Source organism: Corynebacterium sp. HMSC06D04, from assembly GCF_001807315.1.
GTDB lineage: Bacteria > Actinomycetota > Actinomycetes > Mycobacteriales > Mycobacteriaceae > Corynebacterium > Corynebacterium simulans.
This window is the reverse complement of the sequence record NZ_KV788538.1, coordinates 1-26,230: the sequence shown is the minus strand read 5'-3', so window position 1 is coordinate 26,230 and position 26,230 is coordinate 1. Positions and strand designations below refer to the sequence as shown.

The following is a 26,230-nucleotide window of genomic DNA, read 5'->3' as shown; positions in this document are numbered from 1 at the left end:
TGACTCTCTCTATGGGTGCAAAAGCAGATAGATAAGGGCGATTACTTATCGCGGTTATCGACGATGCGCTTTGCCTTGCCCTCACCAGAGTCAACGTGGTCAACCACATCGACGCCGACGGAGATACCGATGCGGTTCTTGATCTGCTTCTGGAGCCAATCACCCGATGCTTCGATATCAGACTGGGCAACGTCTGGTGCATGTTCAACAACCAGCGTCAGGTGATCCATGCGCCCCTTCTTCGACAGGATGCATTGGTAGCGCGGGCGCAGGTTGGAATCCTCAGTAATGATTTCCTCAAACTGGGATGGGAAACAGTTCACGCCGCGCAGAATGATCATGTCGTCGTTTCGAGCCGAAATTCGGTCGATGCGGCGCATGGAACGCGCTGTACCCGGCAGCAGGCGAGTGATATCGTGCGTACGGTAACGGATGATCGGGAATGCTTCCTTGGTCAAGGAAGAAATCACGAGCTCGCCGTATTCTCCATCAGGCACCGGCTGCAGGGTTTCTGGGTCGATGATCTCTGGGTAGAAATGATCCTCCCAGACGGTCAGACCGTCCTTGGTCTCCACGCATTCTTGCGCAACACCAGGACCCATGACCTCAGAGAGGCCATAAATATCGGTGGCCGTGATGCCAAAGCCTTCTTCGAGCTCGCGACGCATGCCCTCAGTCCACGGCTCGGCGCCGAAGACGCCAGCTCGAAGCGAGGTTTCACGCGGGTCGATGCCGTCTTTACGCATACGATCCAAAAGGTTAAGCATGTAGGACGGGGTGCCAAGGATGGCATCCGGCTGGAAGTCCTGCATGATCTGAATCTGGCGCTCGGTTTGACCACCAGAGGTTGGGATTGCGGTCGCGCCCAGCTCCTCGACGCCGTAGTGAGCGCCAAGACCACCGGTGAATAGGCCGTAGCCGAAGGTGATCTGCACCTTATCGCTTGGGCGCAGGCCACCGGCACGCAGGGAACGAGCCACGAGTTCAGCCCAGATCCTCACGTCATTTTGGGTATACCCCACCACGGTTGGGCGGCCGGTAGTGCCGGAGGACGCGTGGATACGGGAGATCTGGCTCTGGTTTACAGCAAACATTCCGAACGGATACTCGGAGCGCAGCGTCTCTTTATCAGTGAACGGGAACTTGGCAAAGTCTGCCAGCTCCTTGAAGTCATCGGGGTGGACGCCCAATTCATCAAACGCACGGCGGTAATGAGGGACGTTGTAGTACGCGTGGCGCAGCTCGTTCTTTGCGCGCTGCGTCTGTAACGCGATGATTTCGTCGCGGGAAGCATACTCAATGCCCATCTGCGGGCCGTGGTGATCGGAAAAGATGTCAAACGTTGCGGTCACGTTGTTGCCTTTCGACTCGGGAGAATTGAGGTCCACACCCGCATTCCCTCGAAAGCGCTGCTCGAGATATTTAACTGTCTTGCTTGGGTTTAGCCGAGGAATATTAACCTCGACGAATTCATGACCTACCGTTCGTTCAGGTAAATCATGTGACGTACAATACAAGGCCTGTACGTGAGTTACAACACAATTAAAAAAGTTTCATGACCCAGGGCACATTTCCCGTTGGGAAAACGCAGCTAAGGCCTAGAATTTTTCTCTCACAGATTCTCTCCAGTCGGACTACCCCCGCGGCACCCCAAAACTTCTAGCCGTTCAGGCCACCAAACAACAAGCCCACCACAGCATCGGCGACTTCCTCCGCCTCCAGCTTGCCGCCCGGGTTGTACCACTCCGCCACTGAGTTGACCATGCCAAAGACCATGCGAGTCAAGATCGCAGCGTCCAGGTCAGACCTGATTGCGCCATCCTCCTGGGCATCGCGCACGAGCGGGATAACTGAGCGAGTTAGCTTACGGCGTCGCTCCAAAGCGCGGGACTCAACCTCCGAGTTGCCACGCAGCCGCAGCAGCAAAGACACCGACTGCGGGTCTACACACAGCACATGGATGGACCCCTCCACCAGGCAGCGCACACGCTCCCCGGAAGCCAAGTCCGAGTCTTTAACCTCGGCAACCACGGCCTCAAGCTCGCTGAGCGCGCGGGCAACCGTCAGCTCCAAGATCTCCTCTTTTGAAGAGATGTGGTGATAGAGCGCCGACTTTGTAATTCCCAGCTCGTGCGCAACATGCCCCATCGATGTCGCGTCATATCCACGGGCATTAAAAGCGCGCACAGCCGCGCTAATTACATCATCACGGGAATAGCCCGGGCGACCCCGCCCGGCACCAACATTTGCTTCAACCACGGTCCCCATTCAAGCAGAACGGCCAAAAATGGTTAGACTCTCCAATCACCACACCCCCATTTCTCATCGAGTGCTTGCTCTAGGTCTCCAGCCAACTAGGAGCATCCATGAGCCAGATCCTGCGCCCCGGCGTGGCCGAAACTGAAGAATTCGCCCACGTCCGCGCCATGTTTGAAAGCGATAAAGCCACCGCGCACATCGGCGCGGAGATTACCAAGCTCGAACTTGGACACTGCGAAGGCCAATTCACCATCCGCCCAGAGATGTGCAACGGCCACGGCACAGCACAGGGCGGTTTTCTCTACACCTTCGCCGATTCGCTTTTCGCCGGCGCGTGCAACTCACCCGGCGAAGTCGCCGTCGCTGCCCACAACTCCATTCACTACATCGCCCCCGCTTTCGAGGGCGACGTCGTCAGTGGCGTAGCCATTACGCGCGAGACTTGGGGACGCAACGGAATCGTCGACGTTTCGCTGAGCATCCACGGCAAACCCATCGCGGAGTTCCGCGGAACCTTCCGCGTCCTACCGGCCAAGAAGTAACGAAGTCCCCCCAAGAAACTAGAGACACATCACAAAATGTGTTGACGTAGGTCACAGATCTCCCATATACTGACCAACCATTCAGTAAGTAATACACCGCTTACTACTCCATCTGGATAGAAGGATTTCCTCCATGACTACCACTGACTCCGCAATCGCCAGCGCAGAGGCAGAAGCACGCTTCGACGAGCTCATTGCGGAAGATTCCCGCATTGAGCCCACCGACTGGATGCCGGCTGCCTACCGCAAGACGCTGACCCGCCAGATCTCCCAGCACGCGCACTCCGAGATCATCGGCATGCAGCCAGAAGCCAACTGGATCACCCGCGCACCATCACTTAAGCGCAAGGCAATCCTCATGGCCAAGGTGCAGGACGAGGCAGGCCACGGCCTTTACCTCTACTCCGCCGCCGAGACCCTCGGCACCTCCCGCGATGAGCTGGTACAACAGCTTCTTGATGGCACGGCGAAGTACTCCTCCATCTTCAACTACCCGGCGCGCACCTGGGCTGACATCGGTGCCATCGGCTGGCTGGTCGACGGCGCGGCAATCTGCAACCAGGTCCCGCTCTGCCGCGCTTCCTATGCCCCATACGGCCGCGCCATGGTGCGCATCTGCAAGGAAGAATCCTTCCACCAGCGCCAAGGCTGGGAGATCCTCTACGAACTCGCCAACGGCACCGAGGAGCAAAAGCAGATGGCACAAGAGGCCATCAACCGCTTCTACGGCCCAGCCCTGCAAATGTTCGGCCCACCAGATGATGATTCCCCGAACTCCAAGCAGTCCATGGAGTGGAAGATCAAGCGTTTTTCCAACGATGAGCTGCGCCAGCGCTTCGTCGACATGATTGTCCCGCAGGCTGAGGCCCTAGGCCTGCACTTCGAAGACCCGGACCTTAAGTGGAACGAGGAGCGCGGCCACTACGACTTCGGCGAGCTGGACTGGGCCGAATTCAAGTCCGTCATCAAGGGCGAGGGTCCGTGCAACGTGCAGCGTATGCAGCGGCGTCGCCAAGCGCATGACGACGGCGCCTGGGTCCGCGAGGCAGCAGCTGCTTATGCCGAGAAGTACCACAACGTCGACTCCGCCCTGTCGGCCTAATCCGCTCCACATCAACCAAAGGAAACCCCATGTCTGAAAATCAATGGCCAATGTGGGAGGTCTTCGTCCGCTCTTCCCGCGGCCTTTCCCACGTGCACGCTGGTTCTTTGCACGCGCCCGACGCAACCATGGCGCTGCGTAACGCGCGCGATCTATACACCCGCCGCAACGAAGGCACCTCCGTGTGGGTAGTTCCCACCGAAGCAATTTCTTCTTCCGATCCTGACTCCAAGGGCGGCTTCTTCGAGTCCCCGCAGGGCAAGAGCTACCGCCACGCCACCTACTACGACAAGTCCGAGGGGGTGCCGCACCTGTGAGTGGATTCGCAACCGCCGATTCTGCGACCAAGCAGTCGCAGGGTAACGGCATTACCGCAGAAGACATCGCCGCTTCCGGCGCGGTGGCCTCGGAAGACGTTGCTGCTTACGCACTAACGCTTGGCGACGACGCCCTTATCCTCGCCCAGCGCCTGGGCTGGTGGATCTCCCGCGCCCCAGAGATGGAAGAGGACATCGCGCTCGGAAATATCGCACTCGACCTCATCGGCCATGCCCGCTTCCTTCTGACCTATGCGGGTACTGCTTATGGCAAAACCGAGGACGATCTCGCCTACTTCCGCAACGAAGAACAATTCCGTTCCTGCCGCCTCGTGGAGCAGGAAAACGGCGACTTTGGCCAGACCATCGCACGCCAGCTGCTCTTTTCCTACTACCAGTACGGTCTCTACACCGCCCTGCTGGCATCCAAGGATGAGACGCTAGCGGCCATCGCGGCAAAAGCCATCAAGGAAGTCGAGTACCACGTCGACCACGCCAATCAGTGGATCCTCCGCCTTGGCCTGGGCACCGAGGAATCCAAGCGCCGCGTGCAGGCAGGCCTGAATTACATGTGGCCTTACCTCGACGAACTCTTCGAGGATCTGCCGGTGCACGAGAAACTCGCCGCCGAAGAGATTGCCGTTCTGCCTTCCTCCCTGCGCGCTGAGTTCGACGAGCGCATCGCGCACGTCCTTGGCAAGGCCGAACTGGATATCCCGCAGGTAAAGCAGGCTCGTTCCGGCCAGCGCGGCGGCGGTTTTTCCGAGTACCGCGGCTACATCCTCGCCGAGATGCAATCGCTCGCCCGCCAGCATCCGGGCGCTACCTGGTAAGGAGTTTGACCACTGTGACCATCACCGATACCTCTCATCCCCTGCGCCCGGCAGCGCCTGCCGACGCCCAGGTATGGGACGTCGCCGCGCAAGTCCCCGACCCCGAGATTCCCGTCATCTCGATTGCGGACCTGGGGATTCTGCGCGCAGCGAAGCTAGAAGACGACGTCGCAGTGGTAACCATTACTCCGACCTACTCGGGCTGCCCCGCCATGGAGCACATCACCGCGGATATCACCGCGGCGCTGGGGCAGGCAGGCTACAGCGCTGCCCGCGTGGACCTAGTGCTGCAGCCGGCGTGGACCACCGACTGGATCACCGAGTTGGGCCGCAAGAACCTCAAGGATTATGGCATCGCGCCGCCAACCGGCAAGTCCCGCGCGGCAAACTCTGGACCCATCCCGCTGACCCTTGGTCCCCCACCTGCCATCGAATGCCCACACTGCGGCTCCCGCCGCACCCGCAAGCTCGCCCAATTTGGCTCTACTTCCTGCAAGGCACTGTATAACTGCCTGGACTGCCTAGAGCCTTTCGACTACTTCAAGGTGCACTAATGACCACCACAATCCCCGCTAAGAAGAAGGCTACGTTCAACACCCTGACCGTGACCGGCGTACGTAAGCTCACCGAAGACTCCGTCGAGGTTTCCTTCGCAGTCCCCGCTGAACTCCAGGAAGACTACAACTACATCCCTGGCCAGTACGTGGCACTGCGTGCCGAGATCAACGGCCAGGAAGTGCGTCGCTCCTATTCCATCTGCGATGTGCCGCGCGACGGCGTCATCCGCGTGGCCATCAAGCGCGACCGCGGCGGCATCTTTTCTACCTGGGCCAACGAGGAGCTAGAGCCCGGTACCCAGATGGACGTGATGAACCCGCAGGGCGCGTTTACCTCAAAGACCCACCTGACCGGCCTTAATAACCCAGAGGCCGTGCGCGAGGAGCTGGAAAAGCTTGACCATCCGCACCTCGTCGCCGTTGCCGCGGGTTCGGGCATCACCCCAATCATGGCGATTGCTCAGACCGTGCTGGCGGAGTCCCCGGACACCACCTTCGAGCTCATCTTCGCCAACAAGGGCGGCGGAGATGTCATGTTTGCCGAGGAGATCGGTGACTTGAAGGATAAGTACCCGAACCGCTTCGCCGTCCATCACGTGCTTTCCCGAGAGCAGCGCGTCAACCCGCTGTTTTCCGGCCGCATCGACGCCGAGAAGCTGCAGACATTGCTCGATAACGTGGTGCGCACCGAGAACGTGGACGAGTGGTTCCTGTGCGGCCCCTTCGAACTGGTCCAGCTAGTCCGCGACGAGCTCTCCGGCCGCGCTGTCGACGAGAAGAACGTGCGCTACGAGCTCTTTACCACCGGCAAGCCCACGGGCAATCAGAACCAGTCTGGCCGCCGGGTAGAAGCCGATCCAGAAGGCAACAACGTCGAAATCACCTTCCAGCTCGATGGCCTCTCCGGCTCGGTTACCTCCCCGGTTTCCGCCCACGAATCACTCCTGAACGCCGCTCTGCGCGTGCGCTCCGATGTCCCATTCGCCTGCGCCGGCGGCGTGTGCGGCACCTGCCGCGCCAAGGTCACAGAAGGCGAAGTGGAGATGGATGAAAACTACGCCCTCGAGGCCGACGAAGTGGCAGCCGGCTATGTGCTGACCTGCCAATCCCACGCCACCACGCCGAACGTCTCCCTCAATTTCGACGCTTAAAACCCACTACTTATTTTATAAAGGCACAGCATGATTGAACTACAGGTGGACGCTGAAAGCGGCGTCGCAGAACTCATCTTCAACAAGCCTAAGGCCATGAACTCGCTAGGCATTACGGATTTAGCAGAGCTTTCCGATGCCCTCGATGCCGCAGCCAAGGCACAGCCCAAAGCACTCATCGTCCGCGGCGAGGGCAAGGGCTTTAGCGCCGGCCGCAACATCAAAGGGCTAAACCCGCGCGAAGATGACGCAACCGACTTCCTAGCCAACAAGGTCACCCCCGTCCTGCGCCAGCTCGACGAGTTCCCCGCCCCAACCTTCGCCGCAGTCCACGGCCCTTGCCTCGGCGTAGGCCTGGGCATCGCGCTGGCCTGCGACGTCGTCTACGTCGCCGAAGATGCCAAGTTCGGCTCTCCCTTCGCCAACCTGGGCGCGACCCTTGACTCCGGTGGCCACCACCTCTTCGTCGAGCGCCTCGGCCCGCACCGCGCGATGGACCTCATCATCACCGGTGAGCTCATCAGCGGCGCGGAGGCAGTCCAAGCCGGGCTCTTCTCCCGCGCACTCCCGGCAGAGGAGCTGCTGGACTTTACCCGGGGCGTCGCCAAGCGCGCGGCTCAAGGGGCCACCTTGGCATTCATGGCCAGCCGCAAGCTTGTCCAAGACATCCGCGACAACGGCACCGGGCTGTGGGCCTCCGTGGATGCGGAGAACATCGCACAAGGAAAGCTGTGCGAGACCGAAGACTATTACGAAGGTTTTGATGCCTTCAACGAAAAGCGCAAGCCGCAGTTCAAAGGAGCATAAATGACTACCCCTAACGCATACCTCGTCTCCGGTTTCCGCACGCCAGTGGGCCGCTACGGCGGCGCGCTTTCTTCCGTGCGCCCCGACGATCTCATCGCCACCACCATCCGTCAGACCGTCGAAACCGCAGGCATCGACCCATCCCTGGTGGATGAAGTCATCATCGGAAACGCCAACGGCGCCGGCGAGGAAAACCGCAACGTCGCCCGCATGGCGTGGCTACTGGCTGGCTTCCCCGACACCGTCCCCGGTATCACCGTCAACCGCCTGTGCGCTTCGGGCATGTCCTCGATTGCGCTGGCTACCGCCCTCGTAGAGTCGGGCCAGGCGGACATCATCGTCGCAGGTGGCGTGGAGTCCATGTCGCGCGCGCCGTGGGTTATGGAAAAGCCCACCAAGGCCTTTGCCAAGCCAGGCGAGGTCTATGACACCTCCATCGGCTGGCGCTTCCCCAACTCCAAGTTCCTGGCGCAGGAAAAGATGACCTACTCCATGCCGGAGACCGCCGAAGAGGTAGCTAACGTCTACGGCATCACCCGCGAGGACGCGGACGCATTCGCCCTGCGCTCCCACCAGCGCGCACTTCAGGCTATCGCCGACGGCAAGTTCGCCTCCGAGATCGTCGCCATCGAGGTCACCGACCGCAAGGGCAACGTCACCGTCGTCGATACCGACGAGGGGCCGCGCCCCGAGACCTCCCTGGAAAAGCTCGCCAAGCTACGCCCGGTAACCAGCCTCGGCGATGTCACCACCGCCGGCAACGCATCTTCGCTTAACGACGGCGCTTCCTGCGTCATCGTCGCCTCCTCTGCGGCGATTGAAAAGTACGGCCTTAAGGCTCGCGCCCGCGTGGTCGCGAACTCCGCCCGCGGCGTCAAGCCCGAGATCATGGGAACCGGCCCGGTGCCCGCTACCCGCCAGGTGCTTGAACGCGCTGGCTGGAGCATTGAGGGCCTCGACGCGGTTGAGCTCAACGAGGCCTTCGCCTCCCAGTCCCTCGCATGCATCCGCGAGCTCGGGCTCGACGAGGAGAAGGTCAACGCGTGGGGCGGCGCCATCGCTCTGGGCCACCCGCTGGGTTCCTCGGGTTCGCGCATCACGCTGACCCTGCTCAACCGCTTGGAGACCGAAGGCTTGCAGCGCGGCGTCGCCACCATGTGCGTCGGCGTAGGCCAGGGCACCGCGATCGCGATCGAGAGGGTCTAAATGAGTACCGCTATCGAAGTAACCCAAGAAGAAGGCTTTGTTCTAGCCCGCCTGAACCGCCCAACAGTGCGCAATGCCATCGACGAACAGATGGTGGCTGAGCTGCACGAACTCTGTGCGCAGTTGGAACAAGAACCGCAGATTCTCATCATCACCGGCTGCACCGTGGAAACCTCCAAGGACCCGCGCGGCATCTTCGCCTCGGGCGCGGACATCGCCCAGCTGCGGGAGCGCCGCCGCGACGACGCCCTGCGCGGCATCAACTCCGGCATCTTTCACCGCATCGCCCAGCTGCCGATGCCCGTCATCGCTGCCGTCGACGGCTATGCCCTAGGCGGCGGCCTGGAACTGGCACTCGCTGCGGATTTCCGGGTAGCCACCCCGTTTGCCAAGTTCGGCCAGCCGGAGGCCAACCTGGGAATCATCGCCGCGGCCGGCGCGCTGTGGCGGCTCAAGAACACGGTCGGTGTGCCGCTCGCCAAGGAGATTCTGCTGGCAGGACGCATCTTAAGCGGCGAAGAGGCGCTGGAGGCACACCTTATTAACGAGGTTCACTCCCCCGCTGAGCTCCTCGACGGCGCAAAGGCCCTAGCCGAGCGCATCGCCGCGCTCGACCCGCTGGCCGTGCGCATTACTAAACAGCTAATGGACATGCCGGATTCCGCGCACCCCTCAGTAGACAACATCGCTCAGGCCGTGCTCTTCGAGTCTCAGGCCAAGTTCGACCGCATGCAAGCATTCCTCGACCGCAAGAAGGAAAATAAAGATGAAAACCCCGAATAAAGTTGGAGTACTAGGCGGCGGCCGCATGGGTGCCGGCATCGCGCATGCCTTCCTGGCAGCGGGTGCGCAGGTCCACGTCGTCGATATCAACGACGATGCCGTCGCAGCCGCCCGCCAGCGCGTGGAGAAGGCCATTCAGGGTTCCCTGGATCGCGGCGCTTCCGGCACCTTCGAATCGTGGGCTCAGCGCCTGACGCTGTCCACCGAGGCTGCCGACTTCGCGGGATTCCCGCTGGTAGTCGAGGCAGTCCCGGAGTCCATGGAGCTCAAGACGCAGGCATTCGCCAACGTTTCGGCGGCAGCTCCGGAGGCAGTCATTGCCACCAATACCTCTTCCCTGTCCGTATCCGAGCTGGCAGGAAGCGTAAACAACGACGTGATCGGCCTACACTTTTTCAACCCGGTTCCGGCATCCAAGCTGGTGGAGGTCGTTATTGCCGATTCCACGCCTGAGCAGCTCGTCGAGGACGCCAAGGGCTGGGTTGAGGCTTTGGGCAAGACGGCCGTGGTAGTCAAGGATGCCCCAGGCTTTGCATCCTCCCGCCTGGGCGTGGCCATTGCACTCGAGGCCATCCGCATGGTGGAAGAAGGCGTGGCCTCCCCGCGCGATATCGACAACGCGATGGTGCTGGGCTACAAGTTCCCCATCGGCCCGCTCGAGCTCACCGACATCGTGGGCCTCGACGTGCGTCTCGGCATCGCCGAGTACTTGGAGTCCCAGCTTGGCGAGCGCTTTGCGCCTCCGCAGCTGATGCGCGACATGGTTGCTCGCGGGGAGTTGGGGCGGAAAACGGGTAAGGGGTTTTACGACTACAGCTAGCGCCTTTAAGTTCCGCCGCCCTAGATGCCAAATCGGAGCGAAATCGCGACGTCGTAAAGCGCAGATTTGGCATTTAGGGCGATATTTCGTGTACCCACTCCGGCTCTGGCGGCAGCGCGTATTCCTCCCATGGTTTAGGCAGCAGCGCCTTGTGCCAGAGGTGAACGAAGGAATAGAAACGCCGCGACCAATTGGGCGGCTGCGCTACCTGCTCCACGATGTAATCTAGGTGATGCGCCACGCAATGACCGGTGTAGCGCAAAGTCCGCCAACCTCTTAATACGGCTTCGTTGTTCTTCCAGTGATCGCGAATCCACACGCCCAACTCGGAATGGAACTGCAGCCCGTTAATCTCGATGGCTATCTTGCGTGAGGGAATCACGATGTCCCAGCGATGCACGCCGATGAACACGTTGCATTCAATTTTCAACCCTGCCTGCTGGAGTGCGCGTGCAACCGCAATCTCCGCGCTGGAGTCGGTGAACAATACGGCGGACCTCAACAGCTCCTGCGCTCGGGCGGGCAGGCTGGATATTTCAGCCCGGTCTGCCTCGAGCTTCTCGCGCCCGCGATGTCCGGCATAAAGCGCCTCACAGAGCTCGATGCCGCAGCCCCAGTCAATCTGTTCGAGGGCCAACAGCGGATTCTGCACGGAGCAGCCCAGCACGTCGCGCGTCTGCTCCCGCACGCTTCGCCGCGCGGAATAGTACGTAGATGCTGGCAGACGCTTCGGTGCGGCGAGTTCTAATGGCAGTGTCACCTCGCGCTTCAGATACAACTGCGCAGCTGTCCGCCCAGTGGCGACGGCCTGCGGGTATCGCTGTTGGACCGCCCAGAGCACTTCCAGCGGCGTGGGCCTGCCCCAGACGTTGAGTCCCCGCGCAATCTTGGTGACGCGCCCGTGTTTGATGTGCGTGGCCAGTTGGCTCTTCGTCAGCCCCGACACTAAGCCCTTGTGCATGATTATCTCCCCCAATTGGAAGCTAGCACCGGCGGGCGGGGTGTGCAGCTTGAAGCGGTGGAGGCGCTCACGCCTGCCTAGATGCCAAATCGTGGCCCATTCAGGCAGCCAACATGCGTCGATTTGGCATCTGGGGCGGCTAACCTAGCTTCTTTCCACCAATGCGTTCGTGATTCGCGCGGTGCACAGGCGCTTGCCGGCTTCGTCGGTAATCACGACCTCGTGGCTACACAGCGTGCGCCCCAACTTAATGGCCGTCGCAGTAGCGGTAACCAACCCGGCGCGCCCGGAAGAGTGATGCGTGGCGTTGATGTCCACGCCCACAGCTACCTTGCCCTGCGTCGAAGCATGGATGACGGCCGCCCAGCTGCCCACGGCCTCGGCTAGGCACACCATCGCACCGCCGTGCAAGATGCCGAAGGACTGCGTATTCCCCTCCACCGGCATGGTGGCCACAACTTTCTCCGGCGACTGTTCGAGCACCTCAACGCCCATTTTCTTGTCTAGCTCACCGAGCACAATTTGCCATTGCTGCATGGTTCTCCCTCCTCGCGATGTGATGTGGATTATACTAACTTAAATTACTGACCGAACGATCAGTTACTCGCGAAAGGAACGATTCCCGCAATGACAAACGAGAACACCGCGCAGCTTGTCCCCAGCTTCCTCGCCGGGCAGTGGGTCACGCCTGACAACCCCAGCAAGATCACCGATGTTCACGATGCATCCACCGGCGAGCTGGTCGCTCGCGTGAGCGCAGAGGGCCTCAATATTGCCGCGGCCGTCGATTATGCCCGCACCACCGGCCGTATGGGCCTGCAGGCGCTTACCTTCCACGAGCGCGCCATCAAGCTCAAGGAACTGGCGCTTTACCTGCAGGAGCACCGTGATGAGCTCAACGAGCTCGCGCACAAAACCGGTGCCAACAAGCGCGATAACTTCGTCGACGTCGACGGCGGCATCTCCACCATGTTCACCTTCTCTTCGAAGGGACGTCGCGAGCTGCCTAACTCCACCGTCATCCCCGACGGCGAGGCTGAGGTCTTCTCCAAGGACGGATCGTTCATTGGCCAGCACATCTACACCTCGATTCCGGGCGTGGCCGTGCAGATCAACGCCTTCAACTTCCCGGTCTGGGGCATGCTCGAGAAGTTCGCGCCGGCTTTCATCGCGGGCGTACCCTCCATCGTGAAGCCAGCCACCCCTACCGGTTACGTCACCGAGGCCTGCGTCCGCCTCATGCTGGATTCCGGCATCCTCCCCGAGGGATCCCTGCAGCTCATCTCCGGTTCCGCGCGCGATTTGCTGGATCACCTCGATTACCGCGATCACGTGGCCTTCACCGGTTCCGCAGCCACCACACACGCGTTGCGCAGCCACCGCAACGTCGTGGAGGGCGGCATCCAGTTCAGCGCCGAGGCCGATTCCCTGAACGCGGCCATCCTAGGCACCGACGTCACCGAGGACTCCCCCGAGTTCGAAGCCTACGTCAAGGCCGTCTTCGGCGAGATGACCGCCAAGGCTGGGCAGAAATGTACCGCCATCCGCCGCGCTATCGTGCCGCAGAACCTCGTCGATCCCGTCATCGCAGCGCTGAAGGCACGCCTCGAGGCGAAGGTCGTACCAGGCGATCCGCGCGACACTAACGCCACCATGGGTCCGCTGGTCTCCGTTGAGCAGCGCGAGGACGTCGCCACTGCAGTGCGCACGCTTGTCGACGCCGGCGGCGAGCTCATCTGCGGCGGCCCCGACGAGCTCGAAGGCGCATTCTTCGCACCGACGATTCTGCGCTTTGCAGATTCTCGCACCCCAGCCGTGCATAACACCGAGGCCTTCGGCCCGGTGGTCTCCTTCATCGGCTACGAGACCCCTGAGGAGGCCATCGAATTGGCGGCCCTGGGTGCAGGCTCACTGGTCGCATCCGTCGTAACCCACGACCCAGAGCTAACTGCCCAGCTCGGACGCGGTATCGCCGCTCACCACGGCCGCCTGCATTTCCTCGACCGCGACGACGCCAAGACCTCAACCGGCCACGGCTCTCCCCTGCCGCACCTAGTCCACGGCGGCCCGGGCCGCGCCGGCGGCGGCGAGGAGCTCGGCGGCGTGCGCGGCATCAAGCACTTCATGCAGCGCACCGCCATCCAGGGCACCCCAGACCACCTCACGGCAATTACCGGCCAGTGGCACCGTGGCGCGGCCGTTAACCGCGTGACCCGCGCCGATGTGGAGGCAGGCACCGGCACACATCCTTTCCGCAAGGATCTGGCAACGCTCAAGGTCGGCGACCAATTCGCTTCCGATCTGCGCAAGGTCACCTTGGAAGACATCACGGCCTTCGCCAACGAAACCGGCGATACTTTTTACGCCCACACCGACGAAGAGGCCGCCACCGCGAACCCCTTCTTCCCACGCCGCGTCGCACACGGCTACCTCCTGGTCTCCTGGGCCGCAGGCCTTTTCGTGGAGCCGGCGCCGGGTCCCGTTCTGGCAAACTACGGGCTAGAGAACCTGCGTTTTATCAACCCTGTCACCTACGACGATTCCATCCGCATCGAGCTCACCGCCAAGCGCATCACCCCGCGCGTGACCGACGATTATGGCGAGGTCTGCTGGGATGCTGCCCTCTACAACCAGCACGACGAGCTAGTTGCGTCCTACGACGTCCTGACCCTGGTGGAGAAAGTCGACACCATCTACGCGCAGCAGTAATACGAATAGGCGTCATTGCCGCCACAATTAAAGAGACTGCGTCACAGGTCACATTCCTGCCGTATGCTTTTGTGTATGAAAGAGAACTCAGTCATTATCGTCGGCGCTGGGCTGGCAGGAATGGTCGCAGGTTACGAGGCCATCAAAGGCGGCAAGCACGTCATCTTCCTCGAGCAGGAAAACCGCAATAACCTCGGTGGACAGGCCTTTTGGTCACTTGGCGGCCTGTTTTACGTCGGCTCCCCTGAGCAAAAGCTCATGCGCGTGAAAGACTCCGAGGAGCTGGCCTGGCGCGACTGGGCCAACTCCGCCGACTACGACGAAGTCACCACCGAAGACTCCCACGACTACTGGCCACGTAAGTGGGGCCGCGAGTACGTTCGCTTCGCTGCAAATGAAAAGCGCTCTTACCTCAAGAAGCTGGGACTTAACGTGCTGCCCACCATTGGCTGGGCAGAGCGCGGCTCGGGCGACGCCTCCGGGCACGGCAATTCAGTCCCCCGCTTCCATCTCACCTGGGGCACCGGCCCTGAGGTAGTCCGTGTATTCCGCGAACCTCTTGAGAAGGCCGAGAAGGAAGGCAAGGTGGAATTCCATTTCCGCCACCGCGTGGACGAGCTCATCACCGAGGGGCACGGGAGCGCACGGCGCGTCGTCGGTGTGAAGGGCTCGGTCCTGGCGCCCACCGACCAGGTACGTGGTGAGGCGAGCGGAAGGGACGTCGTCAAGCAATTTGAGCTCCGTGGCCAGGCCGTGGTGATTGCCACCGGCGGCATCGGCGGAAACCTTGAGAAAGTGCGCACCATGTGGCCCACTGAGCGCTGGGGTAAATGCCCAGAGGAGCTGGTCAGAGGTGTTCCCGCGCATGTCGACGGCCGCGGAATCGACATCGCCAGCAAAGCCGGCGCCAACCTCGTCAACCAAGACCGCATGTGGGCCTACCCCGAGGGCATGAGCAACTGGGATTCCATCTGGCCAGAGCACGGCATCCGCATCATCCCAGGCCCATCCAGCCTATGGCTCGACGCGGAAGGCAATCGCCTGCCCACCAACCTCTTCCCTGGTTCGGATAACCTCGCCGCACTATCGCACATCACCAACACCGGGCATGGCTACTCCTGGTTCGTGCTCAACCAGGAGATTGCGGACAAAGAGTTCATCTTCTCCGGCTCCGAGCAGAACCCCGATCTCACGGACAAGGAGTTCAAGAAGCTGGCCGGCAAGCTCGGCCCAGGCACCCATGTGGCCATCAAGGCTTTCATGGACAACGGCATCGACTGGGTTGTCGAAGACAACCTAGAAGACCTGGTCAAAGGCATGAATTCCATCAGTCCAGAGGGTTCACCCAAGATTGATGTGGACCAACTACGCAAGATCATTGAGGATCGCGACGCGCAGCTCGACAACCCGTTCTCCAAGGACGCTCAGGTCAACTACATCCGCATCGCTCGCGGTTTCTTGGGTGACAAGTTGATTCGCTGCGCGGCCCCGCATCGCTTGCTCGACAAGGGCCCACTCATCGCGGTGCGCCTCAAGGTACTCACCCGCAAGACGCTGGGCGGCATCGAAACCAACCTCGACGGCGCCTGCCTCAATCCCGACGGAACGGTCCTGACCGGCCTGTATGCCTGTGGCGAGGCGTCCGGCTTCGGCGGCGGTGGCATGCATGGCAAGAACGCGCTCGAGGGCACGTTCCTGGGCGGCTGCATCCATTCTGGCAAGCGCGTAGGCGAGGCTCTCGCGCGCAGCTAAGATGGCCCATCATGGACATCTTTTTGGAAACCGTCGACGAGCTCCACGAGGTCGCGCGCTCCCATGAGGACCCCGCGTTTGACGAGGTCCTCTATCACCGCGATCCTTCAGGCATCTGCATCACTGCGATGACCTACGAAGATGAGCAGACCGCCGTGGTCACCTACCGCGGCCCGGCCCAGCAGGGCACCATCTACAGGGCCACGCCTTTCATCGGGGTGGTAGAAACTGCAGGTAAGCGCTTCGCAGCGCTTGTCGACGCCCCCTTTTCCCTCCCCGCCGGCAACCCTGCCGGTGGCGAGGCTTTGCAGGACACGCTGTACCCCGCACTCTTGGCCACGCACGTGGAATCCGCAGGTCACCACGCTATCGAGGACTTCGAGGCCCCCGACACGGAACGCTTCTACAGCAATTACAAGCCCAGCATGCTCACGCCGCGGGTGCGGGTGACGGGTGAGGTAAAGGACGTCGCGAAGCACGTGCATGAGCTCACCGAAAATGAATTCTGGGTGGGCCAAGTGGCCGGGTTTGCGGTGGTCTTCGAGGAGGAACCGCCCGCGCACGCAGCAATCGACGCCGTGGCGGTCTGCGCTACTCCTTTCTGGGACGAGGCCTAGGCCTGTTCGCGGCGCGGCTTATCGACGCCGCGCCGACGCACTGCGATGGTCAGCAAGATAATGCCGCTGAGCAGGAATGCGAGCGCGCGGAAGATACCGCTTGTGGCCGCGAGATCGAAGAAGGTCAGCTTGGCCACCGCCACAATGGCAAGCAGCACGCCGATTGCGGTAAATCGCTGGTCCGCGGCAAGGAGCAGGCGGGCAGCAAGGACCATCCACGCCACAGAAACCAGAGCGTGCGAAGCCAGGTAGGCAGTCTTGAGGCCCTCGGCTCCCGCCACGATGGCGGCTGCCGAGGCGATTGTGCCTACCGCGGCAAGAAGACTGAGCAGGAGTACAAAGAGTAGCAGTGCGGCTGCGACTTCGCGGCGCTCGTAGTGGGGGATACGCTGGCGTAACATGTAGCCCGCGATGAGAGCCACGGTGAGGACGATGCCCTCGGCAAGTGGCTCCATACCAGCGAGGGTAGGCGGATCAAAGAGCACACCGCCGAGAAGCGGGGAGAGCACTATGAGCGAACCCAGGAACCAGGCGGCCAGGACGAAAGCATTGCGCATCGCTTGGAAGAGCAGCACGAATGCTGCAAAGAAGAGCCCGCTTAGGACAAACGTCAGGACTACAGCCATGGTCCCTGTGGGAGTTGTGCCGGTCCAGCCCGTCATGGTGTCCAGCATGACCAGGGCATAGACCACGGGGATAGCCCCAAGTGCGCAATCCCTGATGACGGAGTTGCCAAGCCAGGCGATACCCACGATGACAGCCAGGGCAGCAACGGCCATCCACTGGGCGAGGATGGTGTCCGCGCGAAAGAGGGCAGTGAACAGCAGGAAGCCCGGGGCGAACAGCCCCAAGAACGCGAATCCAAATTCCGCCTTGGCGGTGGGGAAGTAGACCACTAAGGCCACAGCCGCGATGGCGAGCAGGCTGCATGCGATGGCGATCCACAACGAGGGCAGACTGAAGGGGGTGCTGCGGACGGCGACTTCCATCATGCCCACGGCAAGCCCGATGCCAGCGATAGCGCGCAGCACCTCGGCCATGCGCTCACTGCGGCACAAGACGCTGTAGGTGGCGGTAACCAACGGGATCACGACAACGAGCATGGCACCGCCGACGTGCGCGGGTGCCACTGCGCTGGGGTAGGAGAGTGCGGCGATGCCTGCGCCTGCGGCCATCCACTCTTGTGTGAATGAGCCCTGACGGAAACGGTGGGCATAACCCACGAATCCGCCGTAAATGAGCGCCATGAGCACCGCGCCCAGCCACACCGGCCACCACCCGAGCCACGTGACCACCAGGAACGTCGTGGCCAGCGCCGCAAATAGGGAAGTGGCCACCAAGGCGGTCGCACCGGCCGGTGCTGCCTTGTCACGGAACCACCAGCCCGCGCCGAGCAGCGCAGCAGCAACGATATAGGCCAGAACGACGCGGCCCACTGGCCCCAGCAGGCCCGCCTGAATGGCAAGTCCCACAAGGAAGGCCACGCCCGCCAGGGTGATGACGGTGCCACCAATAGCAACCGCACTGATGAGCGTCTTCTCGCGGTCCCGCGGGGTACGCGGCCGCGGGGCCTGCCGCGGGTAGGGAGGCGGTGCCGCGTGCGGCTGGGGCTGCGCCGCCGGTTGCGCTTGCTGCTGCACTGGAGGTGGCGCAGGGGCCTGCTGGGGTGGGGTGGAAATTGGCTGCACCTCGGGCACGCCGGCCGTCTGACGTTCGAAATCGCGGAGGCTGGCGCGGGCGTCGCTAAGTGCTTGCTCGGCAATGTCGAGCCGGCGCAAAGCGTCCCTGAGCAGCTCTTGGTTTGGATTCATGCTTTATGATTTACCGCGAAACCCCCGTGTCTACTAGCGCACGTAGTATTTCGTTATGCCTTTGAAACCTTTCATCGGCTGGGATATCACCCAATGGCGCGAACATGCCCTGCGGCATGGCCCCGAAACTGGAAAGGACCACCTGTGAGCGTGCAGCTCGTGGCCTCGACAAGCAGCACAAATAGGGGAGAGGGCCTGCTCCTAGACGTGGCGCAGGCCCTCTGTTTGTGATGATTTAGCGCTTACTTAACCACCAGGTTGACCATGCGGCCAGGGACGTAGATCTTCTTGACCACGTTCTTGCCCTCGGTCAGCTCGACGATGCGGGCGTCGCCAAGCGCGGCGGAAACCACGGTGTCCTCGTCGGCGTCGGCAGGCACGTTAACGCGAGCCTTAACCTTGCCGTTAATCTGGACCGGAATCTCAATCTCGTCATCTACCAGGTACTTCTCCTCGAAGGTGGGGAAGGAGGAGTAGGTGATGGTCTCGGTGTGGCCGAAGCGCTTCCACAGCTCCTCCGCGATGTGCGGAGCAATCGGGGAGACCAGCTGCGCAATCGGCTCGACCGCAGCACGCGGAGCGCCTTCGGCGGAGTTGCCGTAGGTGCGCGTCAGGTAGTTGACGTACTCGATGAGCTTAGCCACCACGGTGTTCAGACGCAGGTTCTCGTAATCATCACGCACACCGGCGATGGAGCGGTGCAGGGCCTTGAGATCATCCTCGGTGAGCGCGGCGTCGCTAGTAGCAAGCTCTCCTGTCGTCTCGTCTACAGCCAGACGCCACAGACGCTGCAGGAAGCGCTGGGAGCCGACGACGTCCTTGGTTGCCCACGGGCGGGAGGTATCCAGCGGACCCATGGACATCTCATAAACGCGCAGGGTATCGGCACCGTAGTCGCGGCAGATGTCATCCGGAGCCACGGCATTCTTCAGGGACTTGCCCATCTTGCCGTACTCCTGGTTGACCTCTTCACCGTTGTAGTAGAACTTGCCGTCCTTTTCCTCCACCTCGGCAGCCGGGACGTAAACGCCACGGGAATCGGTGTAGGCATAGGCCTGGATGTAGCCCTGGTTGAACAGGCGGCGGTACGGCTCCTTGGAGGAAACGTGGCCGAGGTCGAAGAGGACCTTGTGCCAGAAACGGGCGTAGAGCAGGTGCAACACCGCGTGCTCGACGCCGCCGACGTAGAGGTCCACGCCGCCTGGATCGCCAGCGCCGTGCTCCTCAGGACGAGGGCCGGTCCAGTAACGCTCGTTCTCCAAGCTGCAGAATTCTTCCGAATTCTGCGGGTCAATGTAGCGCAGCTGGTACCAGGAAGAACCTGCCCACTGTGGCATGACGTTGGTGTCACGATAATACGTCTGGGTGCCCTGGCCGAGGTCGAGTTCCACCTCCACCCATTCGCGGGCCTTGGCCAGCGGCGGCTGCGGGGAGGAATCGGAATCGTCTGGGTCGAAGGAGACCGGCTTGTAGTCTTCTACCTCCGGCAGCTCGACCGGCAACATGGACTCTGGCAGCGGGTGAGCCTGGCCTTCAGCGTCATAGACGATGGGGAAGGGCTCGCCCCAGTAACGCTGGCGTGCAAACAGCCAGTCGCGTAGCTTGTACTGGATCTTTTCGCGGCCGATGCCCTGCTCCTCCAGCCACGGGATGATGGCCGCGATTGCCTCTTCCTTGGACTTGCCGTTCAGGTCGATGGATTCGTTAGCGGAGTTAACGGCCTTGCCGGACTCAGTAAACGCTTCCTTGCTGATGTCACCACCAGAGACAACCTCCGTAATTGGCAGGCCAAATTCGGTGGCGAACTCGTAGTCACGCGTATCGTGCGCCGGCACCGCCATGATGGCGCCGGTGCCGTAGCCGGTCAGAACATAGTCAGCAATAAAGATCGGAACCTGCTTGCCGTTGACCGGGTTAACGGCATAGGTGCCCAGGAAGACGCCGGTCTTTTCCTTGTTCTCCTGGCGCTCTAGGTCAGACTTTGCGGCGATGGACTCACGGTAGGCCTCCACGGCCTCCTTCGGATCATCGTGGCCAAAGGTCCAGCGGCTGTCGACGTCGTCGTCATACGGGACGGGGGAGAGCAGGGCGTCGACAAGCTCGTGCTCTGGAGCCAGCACCACGTACTCAGCGCCGAACAGGGTGTCAGGGCGAGTGGTGAAGACGGTGATCTTGTGGCCCTCAGCGGTGAAGTCCACCTCGGCGCCGCGGGAGCGACCAATCCAATTGCGCTGCATGGACTTGACCTTCTCCGGCCAATCCAGAAGCTCCAGATCGTCCAGCAGACGATCGGAGTAAGCGGTAATGCGCATCATCCACTGGGACAGGTTCTTGCGGAAGACCGGGAAGTTGCCGCGTTCGGACTTACCCTCTGCCGTGACCTCCTCGTTTGCCAGCACGGTACCCAGGCCAGGGCACCAGTTGACGGTGGAGTTGGACAGGTAGACCAGGCGGAACTCGTCCAGGGCTGCGGCCTGTTCGGCTGCAGTCAGATCGGAGTAGTAACGGCCATCCTTGGTCTTGCGCTTGCCTACCTCGAGCTCCTTTACCAGCTCAGCGATTGGGCGCGCCTTCTGCTGCTCCTCGTCGAACCAGGAGTTGTAAATCTGCAGGAAGATCCACTGAGTCCACTTATAAAACTCTGGGTCCGTCGACGCCACGGAGCGGCGCGGATCGTGACCCAAGCCCAGCAGGCCCAGCTGGCGGCGCATGTTCTCGATGTTGGCCATCGTGGTGGTGCGCGGGTGGGTACCCGTTTGGATGGCGTACTGCTCGGCCGGCAAGCCGAAGGCGTCATAACCCAGGGTGTGCAGGACGTTCTTGCCCAGCATGCGGTTGTAGCGGGCATAGGTATCGGTGGCGATATAGCCCAGCGGGTGGCCCACATGCAGGCCCGCGCCGGATGGGTAGGGGAACATATCCTGTACGTTCAGTTTCTCCGCGGGAAGTTCCTTACCGTCCTCCGCGAGCGGCCCAACTGGGTTCGGCGCGTTGAACGTACCGCTATCCTTCCAGTACTGCTGCCAGGCGCTTTCGATCTGCGCGGCGAGCTCCGGCGTGTAGCGGTGGGTGGTGTTATCGCTCGGGTTAGTCATGGTTAGACAGTGTAGTCACCGCACGGACATCTCCCCAGTTAGACCCAGCTAGACCGCATTTCGGTTCCGAAGCACAGTAGTACCTAGGTGGCCTGTGCCGTCGCTTCAATCCGTTCAAGGCGCTTGCGTAAATCCACGATAACGTCGGTCTTGTTGTGAAAGATGTCGACGACAGAGCCCTCTTCATCAAAGGGCGGCTGGAAAATTTCCTCGTAGGCCACGCCACCGTTGTGAACCAGCACATCTACCAGCATCTTGATAAAGCGTATTTGGGCAGCATTGAAAGACGTATTACTGAGAAGGTCTGCAAACTGTTCCCGGACTGCCGCCTCATCAAGGCCCACCAAGCGGCGGATGAAGGCAGGAATGCTGTCCCCACCCATGCGTTCGCGCAGCATATCAATGCTTTCCGTGGAGCCCGCGCTTCCCCTGCCGGCCTGTGCCCCCACCGCCTCCAACGCAGCAACATCCTCTGCGTTTAGCGTGCGTGCACTGCGCAACTTGATCATCGCCAAGTCGTTGGCGTGTTCCTGCAGCACTTCACGCAGCTGTTGTTCCAGCTGGGAGGGGTAGGAACCGGTGCCGGGCAACTGAGACGGCATCTCGTCATCGATCGTGAGCTCACCCATCTCATCCTGGATGTCGAGGGTCACGGCATTGCGCTTTGCCTTGGGGACGAACTGAATGAGCGAACGCATGCCGATGCGGATGGTCTCGAGGTCCTCCACCGTAACGTTGGTCCACCACTCCGGATCCAGCGCGCGCTCGAGGAAGGACCGCCGCTCGGCCACCATGGGGATGGTGGAGCTTACGGCCATGAGGTCATTGGCCATCCTCTCCACTCGTTGGCGCAGTGCCGCAAACTCGGGGCTGTGATCGAGCAAGCCCACTTGGAGCTTCAGGATCACAAGGTCAAAGCGCTTTGCTGTCTCGGGCTCCTTCATCGTGTTCAGCGGCAGGTGCCCGAGATGGCGGCTCAGCTGCTCAGCTTTCTCCTCATCCACATCGTTCCAAGCGGAGCGCTCGCGGTAGCGCACGAGGGTTTCCTTGTCACCGGGCCGGACCATGATGTGGCCTAGCGGCACAGACGCCGCCGAGGCGTGGAGGGAGTCCGCAAGCCCGGCGCGCATCTCTGGGGCCTTAGCGTGCTTGTCCAGCTGCGCGAGCAATCCCACGCGGGCATCAAAGAGTTTCTCTGACAGCGACCGTGGGCGCCCCGTGGCCGAATCACGGGCTTCACCCTTGTAGAACTCGTCCACGTTGCCGCAGAAGTCGAAGATGAGGAAGTACGTCTTGTCCATCCCCGGGCCGAAGAGATCCGGGCGCAATCGCGTCCCTCGGCCCACCATCTGCCAGAACTTGGTGGGGGAGTAGACGGGTTTGAAGAAGACAAGGTTGACCACCTCGGGTACGTCGACGCCGGTGTCGAGCATGTCCACGGAAATCGCGATGTTGACGTCCCCGTCTGGGTCTGCGAATTCGTCCAGCGCAGACTGCGCATACTTCGTGTGAGTGGTGATCACGGAGGCACCCGTGCGCGAATACTCCGGGAACGTCGCGTCAAAGACCTGCTTGATGAGTTCCGCGTGACGTTGGGTTCGGGCGAAGATGATAGTCTTTCCCAATTGATCTCCGCCCACGCGAATCCCGTTCTCCACCACGGTTTTCAGCACCTTGCGTATGGTGTCCTTGTTGAACAGGTAACGGTTAATTTCCGCCGAAGAAACCTGACCAGGCGGATCCAAGCGCCCGCCGTCCTCGTCGGTACCCCAATCGGACGTGTCCCACGCCAGCTGCTCCTCGGGGGAAAGCTCGTCATAAGCCATGCCCCGCCGCAGGAAGAGCGAGTCCTGCCGAGCCGTCTTGAAGGGGACAAGGTTTCCGTCTGCCACGGCTTCATCGAGGCTGTACTCGAAGGACGGGGTCTTATCCTCCATCTCAAAGAGTGCATAGGTGTCATGGTCAATCTCGCTCTTCGGCGTCGCCGTCAGCCCCACTACGTAGGCATCGAAGTATTCCAAGATCCGTTTGAAGCGGTTGTACACGGAGCGGTGAGCCTCGTCCACGATGATGAGGTCAAAGTCGAAAGGCCCGAACCTTGCCGGCTTGTCACCGTCATCCCCGATGAGATTCATCATCGTGTTGTAGGTGGTGACATACACATCACCCACCTGCTCAGGATTCTTGATGAGGTTCACGGGCGTGGACTCGGCGTACATGCTCACAAAGGCTTTGTGTGCCTGATTGACCAAGGCAGTGCGGTCTGCCAAGAACAGCACCTTGCCTACCCAGCCGGCCTGACGCAACAGCTTGGCAGTGGCCACGGCCACACGCGTCTTACCAGTTCCTGTTGCCATGACCAACAATGCTTGGCGACGCCTCCGCGCCTCCAACGTCTCCGTCACCGCACGGATGGCCTCAAGCTGATACGTGCGGGCGCCACCACCCGCAATCTCCGTATCAACCGGCGTCTCGCTCAACAGAGCGCGCGTGGTGCGCCGCCCAATCATGCGACGCAATTGCTGCGCGGTGGGGAAGCCCTCGACCTCACGGGCGGGATAGCCCACACCGGATCCAGGAAGGTTAGCGGCATCATCGATCAGGTCAATGTGATAGCCGTTGGTGCACAACATGACCGGCCGCGTTCCGTATTCGCGCTCGATGCAGTCCGCGTACAGCTTCACCTGTTGGGAGCCCACGCTCATGGACTCCATGGACTTCTTCGCTTCGATGACGGCCAGCGGTGTGCGGTCATCATCCCACAAAACATAATCTGCGTAACCAAGGCCGGAGGGATTGGGCATGCCGCGCAGCTCGAGCTCTCGAGTGACTGAATCATCACTAAACCCTGCTACTTCGAGCATCGGGTCAATGAGCTGTCGGCGCGTCTCGGTCTCGCTGATTGCCAAAGGCACAGCCGACGGTGCTGCCACCCCGGCGCGCTCTGCGGCGGCTGCTTGCTGCTCAGCCAACTGCTCCTCGAGGGCCTCAATCTTGGCGGCAAGCTCCTCTTCCACCTGCCGTGCAGCCGCGCGCTCTGCTTCGGCTTCTTCCTGCGCATCAGCCAGATCCGCCTTCGCCCGAAGCTCCGCGCTCCGCCGCTTAAGCTCAAACTGGGCTGCCTCACGAAGACGCTTCTCCTCCGCTTCACGTGCGGCTTCCTTGGCCTCATCGAGCAGCAGCCGGTTCTTCTTTAGCTCCTCATCCTGCTGCGCCAGCTTCTTGAGGTACGCGGCGGTCTGCGCTTGGGAGCGCCCAGCAACGTGGATGCCTGAGGAATCAGCTGTGGCCTGGCCCAGCAGGTTAGTATCAAAAGCCGCCTGCGGACCCGGCGCGGCCTGAGGGTTGGCCGAGTGGTACCGCACCGCCCAGGCCATGAGGTCATAGAGGTGCGCCGCCGCCTTCCGCGCCCTCTGCGAGGACGTCGGCGCTTGCTTGCCTTCCATGTCGTCGGCGTGTGCGGCGTCGTTGCCGCTCTTGCGCAAGAGAGTCATCTTGCGCAGCATGGTCTCGTTCTTCACGCAGTTAGTGAAGGCGCGATCTCGGGTCATCTCCGCCAAGCTGCGGTACTGAGTATCACCCAAATTCCGGAGCACCCAGATATGGCTGACCACTCGCTCCAGCACCTTGCGCGCATAGAAGCAGGAAATAACCGGGTCCGCATCGACGAACCGCTCTACCTTCAGGCATTCCTCATAGGCCGTGGGCCAGACGTAACGTACAAAGCTGAAGTTGCTGCGTGCAGGCCCACCTGGCACACCGTTGCGCCCAGCAGTCGGTGGAGTAGGGGGAGTCGGGGTCACCATAGAGTTCTCCAGGGACAAGATTTCACATCGGATACGTCTTGATTCCAGTAATTCTAAGTTACGACTCTTAACCTATCTACCACCATCACTCCGACTCCCCCTTGTCGCTTCTTAGCTGCTCCACTACAATCAGCATTGTTCTACTGTTCTACATTTGACCGTTGCAATGTTTATCAGTCAATAACCAAGGGCACAGGACACACAGCCAAAACGATTAGACAGGGTAGTTATAACAATGACCAATATTTCTTTGCGCGAGCTCAATCAGCGTTCTGGCCACATAGTGCGCACAGTGGCTTCTACGGGTCAGAGTGTGGTCATCACTGATCGCAATCGCCCCATTGCTCGGGTTGTTCCCATTTCATCCCTGGATAGCCCCGTGGAACAACTAGTGGCTGCCGGAATCTTGAGTCACACTCCAGCGCCTTACGCACAGCCAAGCAACACTGACTATCTACCTTCTAAGACCGACGTTGTCTCGCTGCTGGACAGGGATGACCGCGTGTGATGATTTATGTAGACACTTCAGCACTAGCGAAATTGACCTTACCCGAGCGCGAAAGCGCTGAAGCCGCCGCGCTCCTTCACGGCCAGCAACTTTTTTCTTCTGCGCTCATTGACATCGAGATATCCAAAGTGTGGCAGCGCAGTGGCCTCACCGGTACTGGCTACGTGAAATTCACGGAGGCCGTCTCCAAGGTTGCCATCAATGATGAGGTGATCCGCCGGGCGTGCTCTCTGACCGGCGTTCGTTCCCTCGATGCCATCCACCTTGCAAGCGCCTGCCTTCTCCGCGACGCCGGCCTCACACTGTCCTTCTTCACCTATGACAAGCAGCTGCACACCGCCGCCCAATCTGAGGGTTTTACTGTCCTTCCTTCTGAGCAACCATAAGGGCTTGCACAAGGCCATCTACATCAACCGTATCCACGTCATAAGCACCAGCCGCTTGGGCCTCCGACGCCAGCTCTCGCAGCGCTTTACGGCGTTCAGACCTCTGCCCATCCTGGTACCGCAGCCTCCTCGATGAGCACGCTTCGCTTAAATACCTCTCCACTTGATGCCAATATGTCAGATGCGAGTTTTTGGTACCGGTGTTCTG

At 61.1% G+C, this 26,230-nt stretch carries 22 protein-coding genes; 15 read left to right on the top strand and 7 right to left on the bottom strand.

Features of this window, described 5'->3' with window-relative positions; genetic code table 11:
* Positions 1 to 41: 41 nt before the first annotated feature.
* Together HMPREF3155_RS04875 and HMPREF3155_RS04870 are read right to left on the bottom strand one after the other, a co-directional pair.
* Positions 42 to 1,307 carry an AMP-binding protein gene (locus HMPREF3155_RS04875; RefSeq protein ID WP_371441324.1) on the bottom strand — a complete coding sequence of 422 codons (1,266 nt, stop codon included), beginning with the start codon at positions 1,305 to 1,307 and terminating at the stop codon, positions 42 to 44.
* A gap of 352 nt (positions 1,308 to 1,659) precedes the next feature.
* The gene (locus HMPREF3155_RS04870; RefSeq protein ID WP_062042950.1) at positions 1,660 to 2,268 is read right to left on the bottom strand and encodes a TetR/AcrR family transcriptional regulator; all 609 of its coding nucleotides are present in this window, start codon (positions 2,266 to 2,268) and stop codon (positions 1,660 to 1,662) included.
* A gap of 98 nt (positions 2,269 to 2,366) precedes the next feature.
* Between HMPREF3155_RS04870 and HMPREF3155_RS04865 the strand changes: the two genes are divergently transcribed.
* The 10 genes from HMPREF3155_RS04865 (at position 2,367) to HMPREF3155_RS04820 (ending at position 10,377) form a co-directional block, all read left to right on the top strand.
* Positions 2,367 to 2,801 carry a hotdog fold thioesterase gene (locus HMPREF3155_RS04865; RefSeq protein WP_070432717.1) on the top strand — a complete coding sequence of 145 codons (435 nt, stop codon included), beginning with the start codon at positions 2,367 to 2,369 and terminating at the stop codon, positions 2,799 to 2,801.
* A gap of 133 nt (positions 2,802 to 2,934) precedes the next feature.
* Entirely contained in the window at positions 2,935 to 3,903 is a 969-nt protein-coding gene (paaA, locus tag HMPREF3155_RS04860) for a 1,2-phenylacetyl-CoA epoxidase subunit PaaA (RefSeq protein ID WP_070432716.1), read from the top strand.
* A gap of 29 nt (positions 3,904 to 3,932) precedes the next feature.
* Positions 3,933 to 4,220 carry a 1,2-phenylacetyl-CoA epoxidase subunit PaaB gene (gene paaB, locus HMPREF3155_RS04855; RefSeq protein WP_005530876.1) on the top strand — a complete coding sequence of 96 codons (288 nt, stop codon included), beginning with the start codon at positions 3,933 to 3,935 and terminating at the stop codon, positions 4,218 to 4,220.
* On the top strand, positions 4,217 to 5,053 hold the full coding sequence (gene paaC / locus HMPREF3155_RS04850) for a 1,2-phenylacetyl-CoA epoxidase subunit PaaC (RefSeq protein WP_061925270.1): 837 nt from the start codon (positions 4,217 to 4,219) through the stop codon (positions 5,051 to 5,053). Before paaB ends, paaC begins: the two co-directional genes overlap by 4 nt.
* A 14-nt stretch (positions 5,054 to 5,067) precedes the next feature.
* A complete protein-coding gene (gene paaD / locus HMPREF3155_RS04845; protein ID WP_062036657.1) occupies positions 5,068 to 5,607 on the top strand; it encodes a 1,2-phenylacetyl-CoA epoxidase subunit PaaD in 540 nt (179 codons plus the stop codon).
* Positions 5,607 to 6,761: a 1,2-phenylacetyl-CoA epoxidase subunit PaaE gene (paaE, locus tag HMPREF3155_RS04840; RefSeq protein ID WP_070432715.1), complete on the top strand. Its 1,155-nt coding sequence runs from the start codon at positions 5,607 to 5,609 to the stop codon at positions 6,759 to 6,761. Before paaD ends, paaE begins: the two co-directional genes overlap by 1 nt.
* Positions 6,762 to 6,791: 30 nt before the next feature.
* Entirely contained in the window at positions 6,792 to 7,568 is a 777-nt protein-coding gene (locus tag HMPREF3155_RS04835; protein WP_070432714.1) for an enoyl-CoA hydratase/isomerase family protein, read from the top strand.
* The gene (locus HMPREF3155_RS04830; protein ID WP_070432713.1) at positions 7,569 to 8,774 is read left to right on the top strand and encodes a thiolase family protein; all 1,206 of its coding nucleotides are present in this window, start codon (positions 7,569 to 7,571) and stop codon (positions 8,772 to 8,774) included.
* Positions 8,775 to 9,557, top strand: a complete 783-nt coding sequence (locus HMPREF3155_RS04825) for an enoyl-CoA hydratase/isomerase family protein (protein WP_070432712.1) — start codon at positions 8,775 to 8,777, stop codon at positions 9,555 to 9,557.
* Positions 9,541 to 10,377 carry a 3-hydroxyacyl-CoA dehydrogenase family protein gene (locus HMPREF3155_RS04820; RefSeq protein ID WP_061925289.1) on the top strand — a complete coding sequence of 279 codons (837 nt, stop codon included), beginning with the start codon at positions 9,541 to 9,543 and terminating at the stop codon, positions 10,375 to 10,377. Before HMPREF3155_RS04825 ends, HMPREF3155_RS04820 begins: the two co-directional genes overlap by 17 nt.
* Before the next feature lie 73 nt (positions 10,378 to 10,450).
* On the opposite strand, the gene HMPREF3155_RS04815 is transcribed toward HMPREF3155_RS04820, so the two are convergent.
* Both HMPREF3155_RS04815 and HMPREF3155_RS04810 read right to left on the bottom strand, forming a co-directional pair.
* Positions 10,451 to 11,338 carry an endonuclease domain-containing protein gene (locus HMPREF3155_RS04815; protein WP_061925292.1) on the bottom strand — a complete coding sequence of 296 codons (888 nt, stop codon included), beginning with the start codon at positions 11,336 to 11,338 and terminating at the stop codon, positions 10,451 to 10,453.
* Positions 11,339 to 11,482: 144 nt separating this feature from the next.
* On the bottom strand, positions 11,483 to 11,875 hold the full coding sequence (locus HMPREF3155_RS04810; RefSeq protein WP_061925297.1) for a PaaI family thioesterase: 393 nt from the start codon (positions 11,873 to 11,875) through the stop codon (positions 11,483 to 11,485).
* A 90-nt stretch (positions 11,876 to 11,965) separates the two neighbouring features.
* On the opposite strand from HMPREF3155_RS04810, the gene paaZ reads away from it, so the two are divergent.
* The 3 genes from paaZ to HMPREF3155_RS04795 all read left to right on the top strand — a co-directional run bounded on the left by paaZ (position 11,966) and on the right by HMPREF3155_RS04795 (position 16,416).
* Positions 11,966 to 14,047, top strand: coding sequence for a phenylacetic acid degradation bifunctional protein PaaZ (gene paaZ, locus HMPREF3155_RS04805; RefSeq protein ID WP_070432711.1), 2,082 nt, complete (start codon positions 11,966 to 11,968; stop codon positions 14,045 to 14,047).
* Positions 14,048 to 14,122: 75 nt separating this feature from the next.
* Positions 14,123 to 15,799, top strand: a complete 1,677-nt coding sequence (locus HMPREF3155_RS04800; protein WP_070432736.1) for an FAD-binding dehydrogenase — start codon at positions 14,123 to 14,125, stop codon at positions 15,797 to 15,799.
* An 11-nt stretch (positions 15,800 to 15,810) separates the two neighbouring features.
* Positions 15,811 to 16,416 carry a hypothetical protein gene (locus HMPREF3155_RS04795; protein ID WP_070432710.1) on the top strand — a complete coding sequence of 202 codons (606 nt, stop codon included), beginning with the start codon at positions 15,811 to 15,813 and terminating at the stop codon, positions 16,414 to 16,416.
* On the opposite strand, the gene HMPREF3155_RS04790 is transcribed toward HMPREF3155_RS04795, so the two are convergent.
* The 3 genes from HMPREF3155_RS04790 to HMPREF3155_RS04780 form a co-directional block, all read right to left on the bottom strand.
* Entirely contained in the window at positions 16,413 to 18,227 is a 1,815-nt protein-coding gene (locus HMPREF3155_RS04790; RefSeq protein WP_070432709.1) for a DUF2339 domain-containing protein, read from the bottom strand. The genes HMPREF3155_RS04795 and HMPREF3155_RS04790 overlap by 4 nt on opposite strands.
* A 242-nt stretch (positions 18,228 to 18,469) precedes the next feature.
* A complete protein-coding gene (gene leuS / locus HMPREF3155_RS04785; protein WP_070432708.1) occupies positions 18,470 to 21,322 on the bottom strand; it encodes a leucine--tRNA ligase in 2,853 nt (950 codons plus the stop codon).
* Positions 21,323 to 21,405: 83 nt separating this feature from the next.
* Positions 21,406 to 25,128 carry a DEAD/DEAH box helicase family protein gene (locus HMPREF3155_RS04780; protein ID WP_083281251.1) on the bottom strand — a complete coding sequence of 1,241 codons (3,723 nt, stop codon included), beginning with the start codon at positions 25,126 to 25,128 and terminating at the stop codon, positions 21,406 to 21,408.
* A gap of 235 nt (positions 25,129 to 25,363) precedes the next feature.
* On the opposite strand from HMPREF3155_RS04780, the gene HMPREF3155_RS12625 reads away from it, so the two are divergent.
* Together HMPREF3155_RS12625 and HMPREF3155_RS04775 are read left to right on the top strand one after the other, a co-directional pair.
* Positions 25,364 to 25,636 (top strand): type II toxin-antitoxin system Phd/YefM family antitoxin, encoded by a 273-nt coding sequence (locus HMPREF3155_RS12625; RefSeq protein WP_083281250.1) that lies wholly within the window; start codon positions 25,364 to 25,366, stop codon positions 25,634 to 25,636.
* Positions 25,636 to 26,022, top strand: a complete 387-nt coding sequence (locus tag HMPREF3155_RS04775; protein WP_070432707.1) for a type II toxin-antitoxin system VapC family toxin — start codon at positions 25,636 to 25,638, stop codon at positions 26,020 to 26,022. The genes HMPREF3155_RS12625 and HMPREF3155_RS04775 overlap by 1 nt, the downstream gene beginning before the upstream one ends.
* Positions 26,023 to 26,230: the final 208 nt, after the last annotated feature.